This is a genomic window from Deltaproteobacteria bacterium (assembly GCA_015233135.1).
Lineage (GTDB): Bacteria > UBA10199 > UBA10199 > JADFYH01 > JADFYH01 > JADFYH01.
On the sequence record JADFYH010000009.1, the window covers coordinates 67,568 to 87,058 of the forward strand.

At 44.8% G+C, this 19,491-nt stretch carries 24 protein-coding genes and 5 tRNA genes; 13 read left to right on the forward strand and 16 right to left on the reverse strand.

Translation table 11 applies throughout. From position 1 onward, the window contains the following. Positions 1-36 precede the first annotated feature (36 nt). The 13 genes from rplL to rlmB all read right to left on the reverse strand — a co-directional run bounded on the left by rplL (position 37) and on the right by rlmB (position 4,780). Positions 37-414 (reverse strand): 50S ribosomal protein L7/L12, encoded by a 378-nt coding sequence (gene rplL, locus HQM15_04575; protein MBF0492037.1) that lies wholly within the window; start codon positions 412-414, stop codon positions 37-39. 43 nt (positions 415-457) lie between these two features. Next, positions 458-976 (reverse strand): 50S ribosomal protein L10, encoded by a 519-nt coding sequence (gene rplJ / locus HQM15_04580; protein ID MBF0492038.1) that lies wholly within the window; start codon positions 974-976, stop codon positions 458-460. A gap of 156 nt (positions 977-1,132) precedes the next feature. Further along, on the reverse strand, positions 1,133-1,846 hold the full coding sequence (locus HQM15_04585; GenBank protein ID MBF0492039.1) for a 50S ribosomal protein L1: 714 nt from the start codon (positions 1,844-1,846) through the stop codon (positions 1,133-1,135). Continuing rightward, entirely contained in the window at positions 1,833-2,258 is a 426-nt protein-coding gene (gene rplK, locus HQM15_04590) for a 50S ribosomal protein L11 (GenBank protein ID MBF0492040.1), read from the reverse strand. The genes HQM15_04585 and rplK overlap by 14 nt, the downstream gene beginning before the upstream one ends. Continuing rightward, on the reverse strand, positions 2,258-2,788 hold the full coding sequence (gene nusG, locus HQM15_04595; protein MBF0492041.1) for a transcription termination/antitermination protein NusG: 531 nt from the start codon (positions 2,786-2,788) through the stop codon (positions 2,258-2,260). Before nusG ends, rplK begins: the two co-directional genes overlap by 1 nt. Positions 2,789-2,870: 82 nt before the next feature. After that, positions 2,871-3,248 carry a preprotein translocase subunit SecE gene (gene secE / locus HQM15_04600; protein ID MBF0492042.1) on the reverse strand — a complete coding sequence of 126 codons (378 nt, stop codon included), beginning with the start codon at positions 3,246-3,248 and terminating at the stop codon, positions 2,871-2,873. A gap of 28 nt (positions 3,249-3,276) precedes the next feature. Then, a tRNA-Trp gene (locus HQM15_04605) sits at positions 3,277-3,350 on the reverse strand. Beyond that, on the reverse strand, positions 3,349-3,498 hold the full coding sequence (gene rpmG, locus HQM15_04610; protein MBF0492043.1) for a 50S ribosomal protein L33: 150 nt from the start codon (positions 3,496-3,498) through the stop codon (positions 3,349-3,351). Before rpmG ends, HQM15_04605 begins: the two co-directional genes overlap by 2 nt. 22 nt (positions 3,499-3,520) lie before the next feature. Next, positions 3,521-3,593, reverse strand: a tRNA-Thr gene (locus HQM15_04615). 16 nt (positions 3,594-3,609) lie between these two features. Continuing rightward, positions 3,610-3,682 (reverse strand) — tRNA-Gly (locus HQM15_04620). A 16-nt stretch (positions 3,683-3,698) separates the two neighbouring features. After that, positions 3,699-3,781 (reverse strand) — tRNA-Tyr (locus tag HQM15_04625). Between the two features lie 26 nt (positions 3,782-3,807). Beyond that, positions 3,808-3,880: transfer RNA gene (locus HQM15_04630), tRNA-Thr, on the reverse strand. Positions 3,881-4,036: 156 nt separating this feature from the next. Further along, complete coding sequence (gene rlmB, locus HQM15_04635) at positions 4,037-4,780, reverse strand: 23S rRNA (guanosine(2251)-2'-O)-methyltransferase RlmB (protein MBF0492044.1); 744 nt, start codon at positions 4,778-4,780, stop codon at positions 4,037-4,039. 106 nt (positions 4,781-4,886) lie between these two features. Between rlmB and rpsT the strand changes: the two genes are divergently transcribed. Together rpsT and mutT are read left to right on the forward strand one after the other, a co-directional pair. Further along, positions 4,887-5,186 (forward strand): 30S ribosomal protein S20, encoded by a 300-nt coding sequence (gene rpsT / locus HQM15_04640; GenBank protein ID MBF0492045.1) that lies wholly within the window; start codon positions 4,887-4,889, stop codon positions 5,184-5,186. After that, positions 5,170-5,571: an 8-oxo-dGTP diphosphatase MutT gene (mutT, locus tag HQM15_04645; GenBank protein ID MBF0492046.1), complete on the forward strand. Its 402-nt coding sequence runs from the start codon at positions 5,170-5,172 to the stop codon at positions 5,569-5,571. Before rpsT ends, mutT begins: the two co-directional genes overlap by 17 nt. 74 nt (positions 5,572-5,645) lie before the next feature. Here the strand turns inward: mutT and HQM15_04650 are convergent, their stop codons facing one another. Then, positions 5,646-6,233 carry a M23 family metallopeptidase gene (locus HQM15_04650; protein ID MBF0492047.1) on the reverse strand — a complete coding sequence of 196 codons (588 nt, stop codon included), beginning with the start codon at positions 6,231-6,233 and terminating at the stop codon, positions 5,646-5,648. A gap of 310 nt (positions 6,234-6,543) precedes the next feature. On the opposite strand from HQM15_04650, the gene HQM15_04655 reads away from it, so the two are divergent. The 5 genes from HQM15_04655 to hisF all read left to right on the forward strand — a co-directional run bounded on the left by HQM15_04655 (position 6,544) and on the right by hisF (position 9,643). Continuing rightward, positions 6,544-7,068 carry a hypothetical protein gene (locus tag HQM15_04655; protein ID MBF0492048.1) on the forward strand — a complete coding sequence of 175 codons (525 nt, stop codon included), beginning with the start codon at positions 6,544-6,546 and terminating at the stop codon, positions 7,066-7,068. A 230-nt stretch (positions 7,069-7,298) separates the two neighbouring features. Continuing rightward, on the forward strand, positions 7,299-7,505 hold the full coding sequence (locus tag HQM15_04660; GenBank protein MBF0492049.1) for a hypothetical protein: 207 nt from the start codon (positions 7,299-7,301) through the stop codon (positions 7,503-7,505). A gap of 201 nt (positions 7,506-7,706) precedes the next feature. Next, positions 7,707-8,069: a phosphomannose isomerase type II C-terminal cupin domain gene (locus HQM15_04665; GenBank protein MBF0492050.1), complete on the forward strand. Its 363-nt coding sequence runs from the start codon at positions 7,707-7,709 to the stop codon at positions 8,067-8,069. Between the two features lie 2 nt (positions 8,070-8,071). Further along, positions 8,072-8,815: a 1-(5-phosphoribosyl)-5-[(5-phosphoribosylamino)methylideneamino]imidazole-4-carboxamide isomerase gene (hisA, locus tag HQM15_04670; protein ID MBF0492051.1), complete on the forward strand. Its 744-nt coding sequence runs from the start codon at positions 8,072-8,074 to the stop codon at positions 8,813-8,815. 69 nt (positions 8,816-8,884) lie between these two features. Further along, a complete protein-coding gene (hisF, locus tag HQM15_04675) occupies positions 8,885-9,643 on the forward strand; it encodes an imidazole glycerol phosphate synthase subunit HisF (GenBank protein MBF0492052.1) in 759 nt (252 codons plus the stop codon). A 34-nt stretch (positions 9,644-9,677) separates the two neighbouring features. Here the strand turns inward: hisF and HQM15_04680 are convergent, their stop codons facing one another. Further along, positions 9,678-10,100: an FKBP-type peptidyl-prolyl cis-trans isomerase gene (locus HQM15_04680; protein ID MBF0492053.1), complete on the reverse strand. Its 423-nt coding sequence runs from the start codon at positions 10,098-10,100 to the stop codon at positions 9,678-9,680. A gap of 135 nt (positions 10,101-10,235) precedes the next feature. Here HQM15_04680 and HQM15_04685 point away from each other — a divergent pair, with 135 nt between their 5' ends. From HQM15_04685 to HQM15_04700, 4 genes are read left to right on the forward strand one after another with little or no spacing between them, the layout of a single operon-like run. Then, a complete protein-coding gene (locus HQM15_04685; protein MBF0492054.1) occupies positions 10,236-10,886 on the forward strand; it encodes a DUF1232 domain-containing protein in 651 nt (216 codons plus the stop codon). A gap of 1 nt (position 10,887) precedes the next feature. Further along, complete coding sequence (locus tag HQM15_04690; protein ID MBF0492055.1) at positions 10,888-12,096, forward strand: TolC family protein; 1,209 nt, start codon at positions 10,888-10,890, stop codon at positions 12,094-12,096. Continuing rightward, positions 12,086-13,051 carry an efflux RND transporter periplasmic adaptor subunit gene (locus HQM15_04695; GenBank protein ID MBF0492056.1) on the forward strand — a complete coding sequence of 322 codons (966 nt, stop codon included), beginning with the start codon at positions 12,086-12,088 and terminating at the stop codon, positions 13,049-13,051. The genes HQM15_04690 and HQM15_04695 overlap by 11 nt, the downstream gene beginning before the upstream one ends. A 7-nt stretch (positions 13,052-13,058) precedes the next feature. Continuing rightward, complete coding sequence (locus HQM15_04700; protein MBF0492057.1) at positions 13,059-16,118, forward strand: efflux RND transporter permease subunit; 3,060 nt, start codon at positions 13,059-13,061, stop codon at positions 16,116-16,118. On the opposite strand, the gene HQM15_04705 is transcribed toward HQM15_04700, so the two are convergent. After that, complete coding sequence (locus HQM15_04705; protein MBF0492058.1) at positions 16,048-17,229, reverse strand: cation:proton antiporter; 1,182 nt, start codon at positions 17,227-17,229, stop codon at positions 16,048-16,050. The genes HQM15_04700 and HQM15_04705 overlap by 71 nt on opposite strands. Positions 17,230-17,294: 65 nt before the next feature. Between HQM15_04705 and HQM15_04710 the strand changes: the two genes are divergently transcribed. Both HQM15_04710 and HQM15_04715 read left to right on the forward strand, forming a co-directional pair. Next, on the forward strand, positions 17,295-18,872 hold the full coding sequence (locus HQM15_04710; GenBank protein ID MBF0492059.1) for a glycosyltransferase family 4 protein: 1,578 nt from the start codon (positions 17,295-17,297) through the stop codon (positions 18,870-18,872). A 74-nt stretch (positions 18,873-18,946) separates the two neighbouring features. Next, a partial coding sequence (locus HQM15_04715; protein ID MBF0492060.1) for an NAD(P)H-dependent oxidoreductase occupies positions 18,947-19,491 on the forward strand: 545 nt, incomplete at its 3' end.

Sequence of the window (19,491 nt, forward strand, 5' to 3'; positions counted from 1 at the left end):
AAACCCACCCCTAAAACAAATAACAACCCGGCTCAACTACTTCACTTCAACTTTAGCGCCTACTTTTTCGAGCTGTTCCTTGATCTTTTTGGCATCGTCTTTATTGACACCTTCTTTTACGGTCTTTGGGGCACCTTCTACAAGGTCTTTGGCTTCCTTCAGACCCAAGCCGGTAATGACGCGAATTTCTTTAATGACATTGATTTTGTTATCACCGGCAGCGGCAAGTACCACCGTGAATTCGGTTTGCTCTTCTGCAACAGCCGCAGGTCCACCAGGAGCCGCTGCAACGGCCACAGGAGCTGCCGCGGAGACACCAAATTTTACTTCCAATTTTTTTACTAAATCCGCCACCTGAAGCAAGGTCATATGTTCAAGGGTTTCAACAATATCTTCTTGGGAAACAATAGCCATGGGATTATCCTCCTAAAGGAATTTAATTTTTAACAGTTAATTTTTACGATTCTTTTTTATCTCGAATAGCAGCCAAAGCACACACAAGCTTACGTGGAATTGCTGCAAGCACCCCCACCAAATTGGTAGCTGGAGCTTGCATGGACCCCAACATCGAGGCCAGTAATTGTTCTTTACTGGGCAATTTGGACAAGTTTTCAATTTCGGCTACATTCAGCAATTTACCCGAAAGAAAACCAATTTTGAGTTTGAACTGTTCAACCTCTTTGGCAAATTTGACCAGGGCTTTTGCAGGAGAAACAGGGTCTGTGTGAGCTGTAATGGCTGCAATAGTTCCCACAAAGTGATCTTGCAACAACTTCAACTCGGTGTCTTGAACCGCAAGACGCGCCAAGGTATTTTTGACCACCTTCATCTGCCCCTTGCCTTCGCGGACTGCCCGTCTCAAATGGGTCATTTGGGCAGCGTTCATTCCGCGATAATCTGCAAGCACTGCAAATTCTGCGGACTTGAATCTTTCCACCAAAGAGCCAACTTCATTTTCTTTTTCTTGTCTTTTCACAAATACGCATCCTCCTTACAGTGAAACACAGTCAAAACTAACACGACTCAAAATCGCATTAGGAGGGCGACTCACTTTGTCCCGTCTCGATAGGATTTTTAATTCCCGACACTCGGGATCCCTATTGTCTTTGACTTGGGAAATTACATCTTAAAATTACTCATGAATAGAACCGGGTTCTACCTTTACTCCAGGGCTCATCGTCGATGAAACAGAAATAGATCTGAGATAAGTCCCCTTGGCCGTCGCAGGCTTAAGTTTAATCACGTTATCCAACAAGGCCTGGGTGTTGACTTTAAGTTTTTCAGCACCGAAAGAGAGTTTTCCCACGGGGGCATGTACAATTCCTGCTTTATCCGTTCTAAATTCTACTTTGCCGGCCTTGTTCTCTTGAATGGCCTTTGCCAAGTCAAAAGTAACGGTTCCTACCTTGGGATTAGGCATCAAACCTCGAGGGCCCAACACTTTACCAATCTTACTCACCTGGCCCATCATGTCGGGAGTGGCAATAATCTTATCAAACTCCATCCAGCCACCTTGAATTTTTTCAATGAGGTCGTCCGAACCCACATAATCCGCCCCAGCGGCCTTGGCTTCTTTTTCTTTTTCCCCTTTGGCAAAAACCAGAATACGCACGGTCTTGCCTAAACCATGAGGAAGGGAAACAGCGCCTCGCACCACTTGATCAGAATGCTTGGGATCTACCCCTAAGCGGATAGCCACATCGACCGTCTCATCAAATTTTGCCGTTTTAAAACCCGACAAAATAGTACAGGCCTCGCCCAGTGAATACTTTTTTTCTAATTCTACATTTTTCAAAGCTTCTTTATATTTTTTACCACTCATAAAAACCTCTCTATTGGATAACATCAATGCCCATACTTCGAGCGGTTCCCATCACGGAGCGAATCGCACCCTCTATGTCTTTGGCATTCATATCGGGAAATTTAATTTTTGCGATCTCCTCCACTTGCGTACGGGTCACCTTACCCACTTTATCTTTGTTGGGAACACCCGACCCTTTGGCAGCCTTTGCAGCCTTCACCAACAAAATGGAGGCAGGGGGAGTTTTATAGACAATGGAAATAGAGCGATCCGCATAAACAGTCACAACACAGGGAATAATCAAACCGGCTTGCTTTTGGGTGGCCGCATTGAACTGTTTGCAAAACTCCATAATATTGACGCCGTGCTGACCCAGGGCAGGACCCACTGGAGGGGCTGGATTGGCTTGTCCGGCAGGACATTGAAGCTTGATTTGGGTGACAACTTTCTTAGCCATTAATTTTTCTCCACTTGAATGAAGTCAAGCTCGATAGGCGTCGCTCGACCAAAGATTGATACCAAAACTTTCAACTTCCCTTTTTCAGGATTCACTTCCTCTACCACTCCATTGAAGGTTGCAAAAGGACCATCCATCACCCTCACCGACTCCCCTTTTTCAAAGGACACTTTTGGCTTAGGCCTTAAGGTCCCTTCATCGATTTGTCGGGTAATGCGCAGGACCTCATCTTCGGGGACAATCGGCGGATGAATCGTGCCTCCCACAAAACCTGTAATTTTTGGAGTTCCCTTCACAATGTGCCAGGTGTCATCGTTGAGATCCATTTGGACCAGGATATAACCAGGAAAAAATTTTCGAGTAGTGGTTTTACGCACCCCTTTTTTCATCTCGACTACATTTTCCGAAGGCACCAACACTTCGCCAAAGAACTCTTCTTTGCGGAGAGATTTAATCCTCTCCTGCAAAGCTAGCTTAGCTTTTTGCTCGAAACCTGAATAAGTATGAACCACGTACCAGTTGAGTGCCATAATATCCTAACTGATTGAATAAATTTCTTTATGCTTCGTCGCTTACTCGGTGCCTAAAAAAATTTCTACAATCAGTCTCAAATTAAAACTCCAGGAAACTTCGGGTTAAAGTACCCCAAACGGTATCCATCAAAAATAAAAGAATGGAGGCGATTGCCAACATCACTATAATGACACCCGTTGAAACAAGTGTCTCTTTCTGAGTTGGCCAAGTTACCTTGCTCAACTCCGAAATAACTTCTAGGCCAAAAATGCCAACACTTTTTTGCCTTTTGATTCCCACGTAGAAAACCAACGCGAACACAAACGCTATAATGTGCGGATAGCCCACGGGCCAATCTACCAACACAGGCAAGGCAAAAAGATCCCAAAAGAAACCAATCAACAACTCGAAGAGGAACCAAACCAAAAATGCCAACACCAGCAGGGATAAATCTAGATATTTTTTATGTGCAGTCACTGACACCTCAAAAAAAAAAATTCGATCACAGGGGAGACAGGGATCGAACCTGCGACCCGCGGTTTTGGAGACCGCTGCTCTACCAAGCTGAGCTACTCCCCTATTTGGTCTCTTTATGATCCGTATGCTTTCGACAAAACTTGCAATACTTTTTAAAATTGAGCCTGTCAGGCGTTCTGGTCTTGTTCTTGGTAGTCGAGTAATTTCGATTTTTACACTCGATACATTCCATCTGAATAATAATTCTCATAAATAACTCCAGTTTTTTGACAAGCCCACAATCAGAATCGAACTGATGACCTTCTCCTTACCATGGAGATGCTCTACCAACTGAGCTATGTGGGCCTTGAAAACTAAAACAAGCGGGAGACGAGTCTCGAACTCGCGACCCTCAGCTTGGAAGGCTGATGCTCTACCAACTGAGCTACTCCCGCGCTTAACAAAAAACAATGGTGAGGGAAGGATTCGAACCTTCGAAGGCGTATGCCGGCAGATTTACAGTCTGCTCCCTTTAGCCACTCGGGAACCTCACCTAATCCTCCAAGTGCCTCGATCAGAGAGCCAGCGACCGGAATCGAACCGGTGACCCACTGATTACAAATCAGTTGCTCTACCAGCTGAGCTACGCCGGCAAAAGAAACACTCCCCCCAAAAGGTCACAAAAACCACTCATATTTAAGTCTAATTTTGAATCTGAAACCAAGACCCTCGACGCACTGGGGCCTAGACGAAAGCCGCGAGTTTATATTTTCAAGAGAAATGCTTGTCAAGGCGAATCTCCTGTTTTCCTACTTTTTTAAAACCCTTTGTCTCAAGACCTCATACAATAAAATACCCGTTGCCACCGAAACATTTAAAGAATCAATCCGCCCCCGAAGAGGGATGGAAACCAAGGCATCACATTTTTGTTTTACCAAAGAACGCAGCCCCTCCCCCTCATTTCCCATCACCCAAGCCACAGATCCCGAATAATCCAGATCCGTATACGCTGCCTTCGCCTCCGCGCAGGCACCATAAACCCACACAGGGAATTCTTTAAGAAAATCGATGAGTCGCGCCAGATTTTTGGCGAGAGAAATCTTTAAATATTCCGAAGCCCCGGCGCTCACCTTTTGTACTAGAGGGGTAATTTCACAGGCACGTCGCTCGGGAATAAATACGGCATCTACCCCCGCACAATGGGCCGTTCGAAGAATGGCTCCCAAATTTTGAGGATCTTGAATCTGATCCAAAATAAGAATGAAAAGGTTTTGTCTTCCCCTCATTTGCTCGATTAAAAAGCCTTCGTCCACATAGGGATAGGCTTCCGTTTTTAATACTAGCCCCTGATGCAGGGCCTGGGCACTCAACTCTGAAAGTTTTTCCTTGGAGACTTCCTTGAGACTCAAGCCTCTTTTTTTGGCCTTCTCGATAAGGGACCTACTCACCGCATCGAAGTTCCTGGATGAATGATAAAGTTCAAATACCTCTCGGCGCTCGGCCTTTAAAATTTCCAGGATGGGTTGAAAACCGTAGACGTATTCGTATGACATGGAAAATCCTTTTATGTGTTTGACAAATTTTAGTTATTTTTGATACCTGCCAAACTCTAAAAAATAAATCTTTTTATTTATTCACTTTATAGCGAAGGAAGAAATCATGGCTGATCCTGTAAAAAAGAAAAAACTCCCCAAAGGCAGACACAAAAGTCAGATCAAGCGACAAAAGCAATCCCTCAAAAGGCATGAACGCAATGTAAGCGTCAATTCAACTTTGAAGACTGCCGTAAAAAAAGTGAAGGAGGCCGCAAGCAAAAAAGATAAAAACCTGGCTACTGACCTTCTCAAAGGGGCTTCCCGTCTACTTCAAAAAGCAGTCGGCAAAAGGATCTTGCACAAGGGGAGTGCGGCTCGCAAGATTTCTCGTCTTTCTAAACTGGTTCATGCCCTCGCCTCCTAAACGTCTCATTGAAGTTGCTGCTGCCATCATTAAAAAAGAGGGCCGGTATCTCATTACAAAACGTTTAAAAAAATCCCATCTGGGGCATTTCTGGGAGTTTCCTGGAGGAAAAGTAGAAAGACAGGAAACTCCCGAGCAATGTGTGATTCGAGAGTGCTTGGAAGAAATCGATGTAGAAGTAAAACCCACTCAACTTTTTGAAGAGCTCACTCATTCCTATCCTGAAGTCTCTCTCAAATTATATTTTTTCCTTTGTGACCTGGTCAGCGGTACGCCAAAGACAATCGAATGTGCCGATTTAAAATGGGTTTACCCGGAAGAATTAAAAGATTATCCCTTTCCCGAAGCCGACCTTGAAATCATTCAAAGGTTGGAGTCTTCATGAAAAACAAAAGATCGAACAAAAAAAATACCCCAAGGTTTCCCAAGGGGCATTCGAAAATTTAATCTCTCCAAAGATTAAGATCTCTCGATTTGAAGCTTCTCCGTCCAGGCTAAAGGATTCACAGGATATCCATCCAGCCTAACTTCGTAATGCAGGTGAGGCCCGGTGCTGTGTCCGGAAGAACCTACCTTTGAAATGAGATCCCCTTTTTTGAGGATATCCCCTTCGGAAACGATCACTTCAGAATTGTGTGCATACAAGGTAGCCACACCGTCTCCATGATCCACAATCACTGTTAGACCATAGCCCCCCTTCCTCCCGACAAAAATCACTGTGCCATTGAGAGGCGCCACCACATTGGTCCCAATAGGAGCCGCGATATCCACGCCCACATGAACATGACCGCCATGCCTTCCGCCTCGCCACTTTCCAAAATGCCCGGTAATAATTCCATCTACTGGCCAAAACTTTCCTGAGACGGGAATGGGTGAAAGGCTATCAATCTCATCCAAGCCATTCACATCATCCATAAAAAACTGTGATGCAGAAGCTTTTGGAAGCTCACAAGCTTCTTCGTAACAATTTTCAATGTAAGCCGAGGAAGTACGGGAAATACCGAAAAGGGCTAAACTTAAAACAAAAAATAGGGCTATTTTTTTCATTATTGAACCTCCTTTCTTTTTTGATTAATTTCGGAAACGCTAACTATTTTTAGCAAGACTTGTCAAGCAATTAGATTCCCATCCAATAGAGTCCTTAAGCCCATCAGCGGGCCGTTAATTGACGCAAGGTGTAAACTTTTTTAAATTGGGAAAGCTAGACAATCACTGGGCTTAAGACGAGTGCCTCAAGAAATGATTGCTACCTGTCTTAAATCACTGTACACTTTTCAGAATGGCGTTTTTTACGTTTTCAGGCGGGACCGAGACCCTCTTCCCGCTTTTTATTGATATTGATTAAGGGAGACCCTTTATGAAAAAAAGATTACACATTTTTAAATTCACTTTTTTGGTTTTCTGTATTTTTTTCATCAGTTCCAGAGTGGTTCTGAGCGACATCTCCAACACCTCTCTCCGCAAACATTTCAGTTTACCGAGTAATGAATGGAAATGGAGCAAAAAAAGCACTCAAGACCAAGATAAAGAGTTTTTATCCTTAAACCACAAGAAACTTGAGGCCGCATTATCGATTGACGCGAGAACCGATTACATCCCGATGGATGCAAAGGTCTACCTCGTTGAAATTAGAAAACTATTGGCAGAGGATAAACAAACTTATAAAGAGGCTCAAGTAAGTCCCGTAGAAGTAAAGAGTTTAGAGGGAAAGGACTGGCAGACATTCAGGATAAACAGTTCCGATGGTCTTCGGCAGGAGCTCTGGACAAGAAAGATTGGGCCCCTGCAAGTCATCTTGTTCACCTACACGAGTATAGGGGATACTTTTGAAGACTATTATGGTGATTTCAAGAAAGTCTTAAAACAGGCCTCTAAACTTTAGACAGAGACTTCTGATGTAACAGCTGATGAGACTTGTTAAGATTCGATCTCTTTTTTTGAACCTCAAAGAAAATTCCCTCCACATTTTTTTAAAGTATTCCTCCCAAAATCCGTTTCGATCAATGGAAGCGATCTTTTAATACAGTCGTCGGGATAAAATTTCCGGTTAGCAGAAAGATAACTGAAGACCGGAAATTAAACCTGAAAACTGTCTTTAACTGGAGGTGACTTATGTCACTCGATGCATTAAGCACAATTTTACCTACCCCCTCTGCCTCACAGGATACAGCCACAAAAATAGCAATACCTGCCGCCTCTAGTTCTGCCAGTTCAGATAAGGGAACAGTCCCTCGCCGAGTGGAAGCCTTTGATAGCTCTCCCACAAACAATAAGGTGGGTATTAGCTCTTCAAAGGATCACGTGGACGAACGAATATAGAAAGCTGTGTTGCAAATTTTTGCGGACTGAGGTAGCCCCCACACCCCGTGGGGGATTGCCTTTATTCAAGGTCTTGCTTCTCATTTTCATGGCAAGTTAGCTCGCTGCAGCTGAGTTTTTAGTGCTGTTTTTTCTCATTGCCACTCTTCTTTTTTCTGAGTACGTGCATCGTCAAAAGGCTTAACCTTTAGGAGAGAGAACATGAGTTTAGACCCACACGCCAAAGTAGGAAGCCCTCCCTGGGGAAAATGGGAGGTCTTGTTGGATGAACCCTACTGTAAAGTAAAAAAGATTACGGTACTTCCCGACAAGCGACTGAGCTATCAGCTTCATCACAAACGGCAAGAACACTGGCTAATTGTTGAGGGAGAAGCATTGGTCATTTTGAATGATCAGGAAATGCGCTTAAAAGTGGGCGATTACATCGACATCCCGCAGGAAGCCAGTCACCGCATCTGCAACGATGGCAACATCCCGATCGTATTTATTGAAATTCAACGCGGTAGTTATTTTGGGGAAGATGATATTGTCCGACTTCAAGATGATTACGGACGAAAAAAATAAGTATGGAAATTTTACCCGCCATCGATTTAAAAGCCTCTCAGGTCGTCCGCCTCACCCGAGGTGATTATGCCCAAGTAAAAATTTATTCGGACAAGCCCCTGGAAATAGCCGAGAGGTGGATACAGGCAGGCGCAAACACTTTGCATCTGGTAGATCTGGATGCCGCTTTGGAAGGAAAGCCCGTTAACCACCCTATTATCCGAGAAATTGGAAACCTTCTCAAAAAACAAGGCAAGGCTTATGAGATTGGCGGGGGCATCCGCACGGAAGCTCATCTCGCCATTTATCTGGAAGAATGCCTGGCCGATCGAGTCATTTTGGGTACCATTGCTTATCAAGATCCCGACTTCGTCAAAAGGGCCTGCCGGAAATACCCCGGAAAAATTGCCGTCGGAATTGATGTCAAAGATGCAAAAATAGCCACCCAGGGCTGGACCAAAGTCCAAAATTTGAGTGCAGAAGAACTCGCAAAAAAATTTGAAGACGCGGGAGTAAGCTGCATTGTCTATACCGACATTCAGCGCGATGGTATGCTTTCAGGTTTCAACTTTGAAAGCATTTTAGATTTTGTTTCTAAAGTAAGTCTACCTGTCATTCTGGCCGGGGGCTTGAAAGACTTAAACGACGTACAAAAATTAAGAGAAATGAATCCTCCTAAAATTCTGGGTGCCATTACAGGAAAAGCCATTTACGAAGGCACGCTGAATTTGAAGGAAGCAATAGCCTTGCTGAGTTCTATCGCGTAAAGCGTATTTCGTGAAGCGTCTCTCGTTTTTTGTTACGCTTCACGCTTCACGCCTCACGCCTCACAAATTATGCTAACCAAAAGAATTATCCCCTGTCTGGATGTAAAAGCCGGTCGAGTCGTCAAAGGAACCCAATTTTTAAATTTGGTAGATGCGGGTGATCCCGTAGAAGTCGCCAAGGCCTACAATGCCCAAGGGGCAGATGAGCTTTGCTTTTTGGATATTACTGCCTCACACGAAAACCGGGATATTATTTTTGATGTGGTCAAAAGAACCGCAGAAACTGTGTTCATGCCCCTCACCGTAGGCGGTGGCATACGGAGTTTGGCAGATATCCGCGCTTTGCTGAAAGCAGGAGCCGACAAAGTATCCATCAACACGGCCGCCGTAAAAGACCCGGAATTTGTTAAAAAAGCAGCCGAAAAATTTGGATCTCAGTGCGTCGTGGTGGCCATCGATGCCAAACGTTCTCTGGACAGCTGGGAAGTCTTCACCCATGGGGGACGTACCCCCACTGGTTTAGACGCCATTCACTGGTCACACAAAATGGAAAAATATGGAGCCGGAGAAATTTTGCTCACCAGCATGGATAAAGACGGCACCAAATCGGGCTACGACATTTGTCTGCTGAAAGAAGTTTCTTCAGCAGTTCATATTCCCGTGGTTGCCTCGGGTGGGGTTGGCAATCTGGAACATATTTATGAAGGGCTCCATACCGGAGGAGCACAAGCCGCACTGGCTGCTTCCATTTTTCATTTTGGGGAATTTACAGTGGGAGATGTAAAAAAATATTTAAAGGAACGTGGAGTAAAAGTAAGGAACCCATAGAATCCAGCTCCAAAGCCTTTTGACAAACGATTGCCTATTTTACTTCCAACAACTCTATTTCAAAAATTAAATTTGAACTCGGGGGAATTTTTTTCCCAATGGACTGAGATCCATAAGCTAACTTGGAGGGAATTCGAAGCTCTCTTATTCCTCCCACATGCATTCCAACAACACCTTCATCCCAACCTTTAATCACGTCCCCGGCCCCTAGCCTAAATTCAAAGCGCCTGCCGGCATCATAAGAGCTATCAAATTTCACACCCCTGTTGCCATTACTTTTTAAAATCCAGCCGCTATAATCAACAACAAGAACCTTACCGCTCAAGGCCTCTTCCCCCTTACCCACTTTAAGGTCTTTATATTTCAAACTGCCATCCAGGTTGATCAATGGCAATTGTGCCGAAACCACCGACACAAAAGACAATACGAAAATTAACGTCAAAAAAATTCTCTTCATAGTGACCCCTCAAATTAAAATATTGGTTGCAGGAGATTGTCATGAAAAGAAAAAGGATTGTCATTAGTATTTTTGTGTTTGCTATCTAAAAAGGCGATTGACAAGCCTTGCTAAGTTATGAATTAACAAATGTTAATGAAGTATTCACATTTGTTAAATCTTATCCAACTCAGCAAACTCTCTCCGGAAGCATTTGCAAAACGCCTGGGAATATCCGGCATGACACTCCGGCGTTGGCGCAATAAGGACACCTACGAGGAAGTTCCCGCCCTCTACCAAGGGCCCATTCTTTCTCTCACACAACAACTCACCCAAGAAGGAATTTTGGACGCGAAGAATCCCGTAGTAAAAGAAGTTTTAAAAAAACAAAAAGTTCATTCTTTTGAAGCGATACTCAAAAATTTGGGCTTGGATGAAAAATGCCTGTATCGCTATGGTAAAAGCGATGCTGAGGGCAACGAGGCCATCCTCTCTTCCCTAGCCCAAATTGGGGCTTCCACTGAAAGAAAAGATCAGGTTGATCAGAACAAATCCCAAATTTTTGGATTTAAAAAACGGAGCAAAGCCTGGGCTGAACGCATCTCTACGCTGTGGGAAGCCCTGACTTCAAAACAGCTTTCCGGTTTTCAAAAACTCATTGCTTACGGTTCTCTTTTTTATCTCATCACCCCCATTGATCTTATTCCCGATGCCATCCCCGGGTTTGGCCTTGTGGATGATTTTGCCATCCTGGGTTTTGCTTCCCTTTATTACATGAAGCTGAGTGCTGCTCTTAAAAAAACATAATATGCGTGCACGATTTTTATTAAATCTGATTTTTATTTTTTCTATTTTGGAAACACGATCTTCTTTTGCTTTGAGTCTGGAAGAGGCTATGCAAATGGCCTTTGCACAGGCGCCTCACTTGGAGGCTTCTGAAAAGTTAAATCAAATTTCTAAAAGCGACCTCTGGCGCCACTTCATCCCCAACTCCCCCAGTTTTCAATATTCCAGAATCGATTCAGACAGCACAGATTCTTTTGCCCTTACTCAAAACTTGGGCTTTCCTGGGAAAACTTTTTTTGAACACCCTTTGTATCAAGCGAACTCCAGACAGGCACAAGCCGAGCTGGAGGCCAATCGTTATGATTTAAGTCAAACAATTCTGCAAAGCTATTTAGATTGTGCGCTGGCCGATGAGAATAATCGACTTTTAGAAAAAAATGTGGAGAACGCGGAGATGCTCACCAAGACCATGACCTCACGCTATGAGTCGGGGGCCTCTTCGATGCCGGAACTGATCAGTAGTGAACTTCAGGTCAGACAACTCCGCAGCGATTTAAGCTTAAGTCAGGACAAGAAGAAAAACAGCTGCCAAAAGCTTTCTGCCTTACTGGGCAAGGAACTCCCTCTAGACGAAAAATATGCTCTGCCCGATGACCTCCCCCAGGAAGTATTAGATCGCATAGGGGTTGCCGAAAGTGCCGACGAGCTGCGGGCAAAGGCCGATCTACAAAAGGCTCAGGCCGTCTACAAAACCGCCTGGGTGAATGGTTTGCCAGATCTCAGTTTTAATTATTCCCGTAATCATTACCGCATTGAAATGGCTTCACCCAATGGAGACACCTGGACTCACAGCTATGGGATTTCAATTGCGACCCCACTTTTTTATTTTTTTCATGAAAATGCCGAAAATAGAAAAACGAAAAATCAGGCCATCATCGACCAGTATCAGGCCCAGCTACGCCTGATCACCGGAAAGGCCAGCCACCAGGACGCTGCCCTGGAGTATAAGCGCAGCAAAAAACGTTTGACCGAACTTCGCAACAAAGACCTGGCGATGGCCGAAGCCCTAGTGGAAAGCACCCTCTCGGCCTATAAAACCGCCAAGCTCGGTTTTGCGGAATTGGTAATGGCTCAAAAAACACTCAGCGATTTAAAGACTCAAGATCTGCAACTTCGAGTCTCCGTCATTTCATCCCATTTAAGGTGCCTTCAGGATTGTTATGAAAAATAATTTACTTCTATTATTGATGAGTTTCTCTTTCATTTGCGCCGCTGTTTCGCCGCAGGCCTTGGGCCAGGACAATTCCTGGAGTGTCGTGCAGTCGGGAGATCTAAGCACCAATCTCCGGGTAAGCGGGCAAGTCATTCCTCAGGAAGGTGCCTTGAGTATTGTCTCGGCGCGGGTTCAAGGAAGAATTACTGCTCTCTTTCGAAAAGATGGAGAATACATCCAAGAAGGCAGCGCTCTCTTTGGGATCAATAGTCCAGAGTGTCTTTCACTGGTGGAAGAAAAACGAGTCGCTCAAAGTAAAGGACTGAGTGATCTTTTAGCGAGCGTAAATCATCGTGAAAAACTATTGGGAATCAGTGCCCAAGAAAATAGCTGTCGCCTTATGGCTTCTTCTAAAGGAATACTCAGTAAAAGGGCCGTGGAATTAGGGGCCAATTTTAATGTGGGTGACAATATCGCCACCTTGATTGACACTTCTCGTCTCACCGTTGAACTGGACGTCCCTGAACGCGACCTTTATCGAGTAAAACCGGGCCTGCCCGTAAAAGTAGAACTGGCCTCAAAACCCGGGCTTAAACTGGAAAGCAAAATCGAACAAGTTCTGCCGGTCATCGAGACCAGCACTCGAACTTTAAATGTACGTCTGAGACCCCTCCCTCTCCCTGCTGGCAGTGTTCCGGACGCCCTCGTTTTCGCGGATATCGATATAGAAAGCATTAACCCCGATTCTATCCTTAAAGTTTTGCCTTCCGCCCTGGTTTTCAGTCACAACAAACAATATGTCTTAAAAAAAGAGGCTGACAAAACGCTTGCAATTGAAGTGGAAATATTAAGCGAGAATGATCAGCAAAGCCTGATTCGAGTTCATTCCGATCAAAATTTAAAAGTTGGGGATTGGGTGCTTTCCAAAGGCGCCCTGCTCTACTTTAACCAGATGAATAGCGGAGCACAGTAGAATAACCATGAAAACACTGCTCGAAAAATGGATCTACTTCCAACACCATCAAACGCTTCTGTTTATCGCGCTTTGCTTAACTCTGTTCGGGATCGGGGGCTGGGTCAGCTACAACAGCGAGATCCAGGCCTTTCCGGAATTCACCAATGTTCAGGTGCAAATCATCACCCAATATCCTGGCAAGGCGGCAGAAGAAGTAGAACGCCAGATCACCCAACCTCTGGAAGTAGCCAGCAACGGGATTTCCGGTTTGATCAATCAGCGTTCCATTTCTATTTTTGGGCTGAGTGTCATCACCCTCACTTTTGACGACAATGTCAAAACCAAGCAAGCCAGGCTGGATGTTTTTCAACGCCTCTCCACCGTAGAACTGCCTCAAGGCATTACGCCCAGCCTCTCTCCCGAGAGCACTCCCGTGGGAGAAATATTCCGATACTCCCTCGAAGGGGAAGTACCTTTGGACGAACAACGCCTGTTGGAAGACTGGACTTTGGAAAGAGAATTTAAAAGCATCCCTGGAGTGGCTGATGTCGTAAGCTTTGGCGGCCCCATGCGCACCATCGAAATCAAAATCAACATGGGAAGACTCAGCTCGATGGGTTTAAAATTGGATGATGTGGCCGAGGCCTTAAGTTTTAACCACGCCAACGCCGGGGGCTCAATGATCACCCACGGAGACGAAGCCTACCTCGTTCGTTCGCTAGGTCTATATGAAAAACCTGAAAATTTGGAAGCGGCCGTGGTTGGCACCCACCATAATACTCCCATTCGTGTGCAGGATATCGGGTCTGTGCTTTTAGGTCATCGAATGCGTCTGGGACAGGTAGGCCGTGGAACAATTAACGATGTCGTCGAAGGAATTATTTTACTACGACAAGGATCGGACACCTTAGACACCTGCAAAAAAATAAGAGAAAAAATATCTGCGCTCAATCATGGGATTCTCCCCCAAGGCGTTTTGATAAGCCCTTATTACGACCGAACCCAGTTGATTGAACGCGCCAGCCACACCGTTTTTCATAATATCTTGTTTGGCATTTTTCTGGTGGTGCTCATCCTCATCCTCGGCTTGGGCTTACAATTTTGGCCTCTTATTTTAGGCGTGGCCCTTATTATTCCTTTTGCCTTGCTCATGGCCTTTAGCGGCGTGAATCTTTTTGGTTATGCTCCGAACCTCATTTCTTTGGGAGCCGTGGATTTTGGAATTATTGTCGAAACCGCCATTTTCGCTTCGGAGGCAGTTATCCTGGCTCTTCTCAGCAAGAAAAAAAATAACTCCGAAGTGATCTCCACCGCGCTCTCCAAAGTTTTGGGGCCAGCATTTTTATGCGCCTTGCTTTTACTCATCGCCTTTATTCCTATTTTAAGTTTGGGAAGAGTCGAGGGACGCATTTTCAGGCCGTTAGGAATCACACTGGTGTCTGCTTTGGTGGGGGGACAAATTGGAGCCCTTTTTTTTGTGCCAGCCTTTGCCTCCCTTTGCCCTTCGCAAGTGACCCACAAGGCATTCTTGGATCGTTTCTTTGAAGGCTGCATTCACTCCTGTCAGTGTATTTCTTCTTTTTTAGCAAAACAAAAAAAACTTTTTACTTATAGTTTTATTTTTTTTCTTCTTCTCATTCTTTCTTTGACCTGGAACTTGGGGCGGGAATTTCTACCTCAATTAAATGAGGGAGCTTTATGGATTAGGGCTACCGCACCTCAGACCATCTCCCGTGAATCAGCCTCTGAACTAGCTTTGCAAATCAGGCAACGCTTAATGACTATCCCTGAAGTAAAAGATGTGATTAGCCAGACCGGAAGACCCGATGATGGAACCGATATCAATGGCTTTGATAACATAGAATTCTTTGTGGTCTTGGATTCCCCTGAACATTGGGAATCTGCATCCTCCATCGAGGGATTCATAAAACTGGGCGAAGACAAACTCAAAGTGTTTCCCGGAATTCAATTCAATTTTTCTCAACCCATTAAAGACAATGTGGATGAAGCCATTAGTGGTGTAAAAGGGGAGCTGGTCGTCAAGGTTTTTGGACCCAAGTTAGAAGAGCTACAAAATCTGGCGCTTCAAATAAAAGACATTGTTCAATCTGTTCCAGGCGCTCAGGATGTAGGTGTAGAGCAGCTTCTAGGTTCCCCGGAATTGCAATTCAACATGAACCGGGATTTGCTTGCACGCTACGGATTACGTGTAACCGATGCGGAATCCATTTTAGAAAGTGCCCTGTTGGGCAAATACGCCACCAAAATGATGGATGAATTTGGGCGCTATATCGATATTTTGGTAAAACCCGACATCCCCGATAATCCCAGTTTGGACACACTCTCGAATTTACCTCTCCTTACTCCCGACGGTGCTCGAATTCCTTTGGGCGATGTTGCAAATCCCAAACTCGTCGAGGGAGTAAGCCGCATCTATAGAGAATTGGGAGAAAGACGGATCGCCGTAAAATCTTCGGTAAGAGATCGAGCGGTCGTTGAATTTGTAAAGGAAGCAAATCTCAAAATTAATCAACAAGTCAAACTGCCTCCCCACTACCATTTGGAATGGGCTGGAGCCTTTGAAAACGCAGAACGCGCTGCCCAGCAATTAATGCTGATTGTCCCACTTTGTTTTGCCTTCATCCTTTTGATTCTTTATTCCTGGTTTGGAAACTTTTCTTCGGTGCTGCTTTTACTCTGGGAGATTCCTTTCGGCCTGGTAGGCGGATTGGGCTTACTCAGATTCCTGGGATTAAACTTAAGCATTTCGGCCTCAGCGGGTGCTATTGTTTTGATGGGAGTTACTTTCTTGACAGGGATGATGCTGATCTCACGCTTTAACCACAATGGTTCCGCCCACGAATCGTTGGCAGATGAAGGCCGTGCTATCCTCATCTCCAGCGGAGTCGCTATTGTCGGCTTGATTCCCGCAGCATTTTCACACGGCATTGGAGCCGAAACCGCAAGACCTTTTGCGGTGATGATCTTAGGGGGCTTGGTAACTTCACTTTTCTTCAGCCTGATCTTGCTGCCCGCTTTTTTGAAGAAAAAAGAATTTTCAAAAAAGGAGGAACAAGCAGCGTAGTCGCCACCGCCATAAAAACTACGACTGCATAGAGTTGAGAGTTCAGCACTCCCATCGAAAATCCAATTTGGGCCACGATAATCCCCACTTCACCGCGTGGCACCATGCCTACTCCAATTTTGAGTATAGATTTTTTATCCATGCCCAAAGCTCCCAAACCACAACCTAAAATTTTGCTCGCAACGGCAAACACTGTCAGGAGAAGAGACAGTGAGATCACATGCCAATCTTTAAAAACATTCAGTTCAAGCTGTAAACCAATTTCCACCAAAAAAAAAGGGACCAAAAATTCCATCACCCCTACGGAATAATGATGAATTTCTGTCCCTTCTGAAATTTCAGAAAGAGCCATGCCCGCAAAAAAAGCACCAATGATGGCTGCAACACCCACTTTCGTGGCCAGATAAGAAAGGCCAAAACAGAGGATAAGCCCCACCACAAAATAAGCGTGACCTACTTTGAGTTTATCTAAAAGCCCTTGAGATTTTTTCATCAAACGCGAGCTTAAAAAAATCATGAACAAGATAAAGGCAATCGAAAGCCCCGCCGTAGTAGCAAGCTCCATATAATTTAAATGCCCCTTTGCCAGGGCACTCACTCCGCTTAAAATCAGTAGGCCCAAAATATCATCAATGACCGCCGCTGCCAGAATGATTTGCGCTGTTTCACTAGACAATTTTCCAAGACCCGCCAACCCGCGTGCTGTAATTCCCCCACGGGTGGCCACCAGCGCCGCCCCTATAAAAATTTGCTGCAGCGGGAGTTCGCCGTGTATCCTCATGAGCCCCCATCCCATGATAAAAGGAACCAACACTCCCAAGCTGGCCACACTAAACGCTCTTCTTCCTACCTTGAACAGCGAGGAAGGCTTCACTTCCAAGCCCACTGTAAAAAGTAAAAAAACAACCCCTATTTCCGACAAGGCACTCAGCAATTCACCTCCGTGAATCCAGCCTAAAACACTGGGCCCCAGGAGTACACCGGCTAAAATTTCGCCTACCACTGCAGGCTGTTTTAAACGCTCAAAGATTTCTGCCGCAAGCTTTGCCACGGCAAAAACTACAAAGAGTTGAAAGAGAATTGGATCAGAATGGGAGGTGGATGAAATCATAATGGTTTCCAGCAAAGGAATAAAAATATCTTCCCTCTTTTGAAATCTATGCCACAATCTTTTTCATGCATATAGGATTACTTTTCTACACGGATTCTCTCGTTCTGCAAAATCAAACCCAAAAACTGAATGGCCGAGGAATGGCAAACCTCGGTTTTTTGAAGGCCCTGCTGCAATACAAGGCAGAGCATTCCGTCAGCCTGCTGGTCAGCGGCCATTGGGAAAAACAAATTGTACAGGAACAAGTTTTTTCTCCTCATCAAAACTCTTGTCCCATTATTACTTTCTCCGAACTTTCAAAATTTCTGAAAGAAAAACCCCTGCAGGCATTGCATTATCCTAGCCCCGATCTTTACCGGGCCTTTGAAATTAAAAAACTGAATCCAACGCCCATGGCTGTCACAGGGGTCACCCATTCTCTGGGGTCTGCCCCCTTTCTGGAATGGCTTTATTTAAGCCTGCTTGCCAGCCCTCAAGCGACGGACGCCCTCATCTGCACCAGCCCTGCTGCAGTAAAAGTATTACGAAAATTACAAAGTGAAATCACCCATGCCTTCGATTTAAATCCACTAGCTACCCCGCAAATCCCTCTGGCTATTCATTGTGCGGACTTTCAGAAAACTCCTGCACACAATCTCTACCCAGAATTTCCCCAAGAGGAATTTGTGCTTTTATATTTGGGCAGAATTTCCCTGTTTACCAAATGCGATTTAAAACCTCTGCTAATTGTCTTTAGAGAATTGATAAAACGCAGCCCAAAAAAATCGAGATTAATATTAGCCGGGGCCTGTGAGGAAGAGGCCTATCTGGAGGATTTGTCTGCCTATAGCCACAGCCTGGGAATAAACTCTCAAATCAGTTTTAAAAAAAATCCCAGTGAAGAACTAAAAAAATCTTTACTGCAAAGGGCTCAAGTTTTTTTGGCGCCCAATGATAATCCCCAAGAAACGTTTGGGCTCAGCATCCTGGAAGCCCTGGCCTCCGGCTTACCCATTGTCGCGGCCGATTGGAACGGATACAAGAGTCTTATTGAAAACGAAAAAGAAGGTTTTCTCATCCCCACCCTCATTCCCAGTCACCTGGATTTTATGGGGGAAACCGCTGCCCTGCAAATCGATGCGATGAATCATCTTTATTTTTCTCAATCCACCGCGACGGATTTGGAAATATTTACGGAAAAGATTTTATCACTGATTACGAACGAGGAGTTGAGACAAGACATGGCAAGGCAGGCCAGACAAAAATCATCGGCCTATGACTGGAGCCAGGTGATTCCGCAATATCTGGATTTATGGGAAAATCTTTCTCAACAAAATATCCCAGTAAAAAACAAATCGACCGGAGCTGTAAAAGAAAGACTCTACACCTTGAACTATCACCAAATCTTTTCACACTACGCCACTCAAGTTTTAACAGAAGAGGATTCTTTTCAGATTAGCCCCCTGGGCCAGGAGGCCTTGCAAGGAAACATCCCCCTGGAAAATCCGCCGAGTCTGGATGAATTTCTGCCTGTGGATGCAGTGCTTCAAGTGCTGCAAATGGGAGGGAAAGGTTTTCGAGTAGCAGACTTGAGTTCTATTAGTCAGGGAGAATTTATTTTAATGTGGTTGTATAAGTATGGGTTTGTCAAAAGGGTATCGTAAAGATTGAAGTTATATTGCTTGTCTCAAGCGCCGCTAAGTGATTAAAGGGAGGCTCACTCAGCAAAGGAGGGCGAATGCATTTTATTTCTTCAAACGATTTAATCACACAACTGCAATGGCGCTATGCCACAAAATCTTTTGATTCATCCAAAAAAATTCCGGAGGACCAATGGAAGGCCCTCTGCCAAAGTCTGATATTCAGTCCTTCTTCTTATGGTCTGCAACCCTGGAAATTTTTGATTGTGCAAAATCAGGAACTCAGAAAAAAACTGCGCGCACATTCCTGGAATCAAGCTCAAGTCGAAGAAGCTTGTCACTATGTGGTTCTTTGTTATTTGAAGGATATTGACGAAGCCCATGTCGAAAAATTTATCCGACGTATGTGCGAGGTTCGCGGAATTTCAGAAGACAGCATCCTCACTTACAAAAATTTGGTGGTTGGCAATGTCACCAAGGGAAATCAAGTAAAAGACAAAAACGCCTGGGCCGCCCGACAATGCTACATTGCCCTGGGTTTCCTCATGCAGTCCGCCGCCTTAATGGGCATTGATACCTGCCCCATGGAAGGAATTGACCCCGAAAAATATGATGAGATTCTCGATCTAAAAAATTCCCCCTA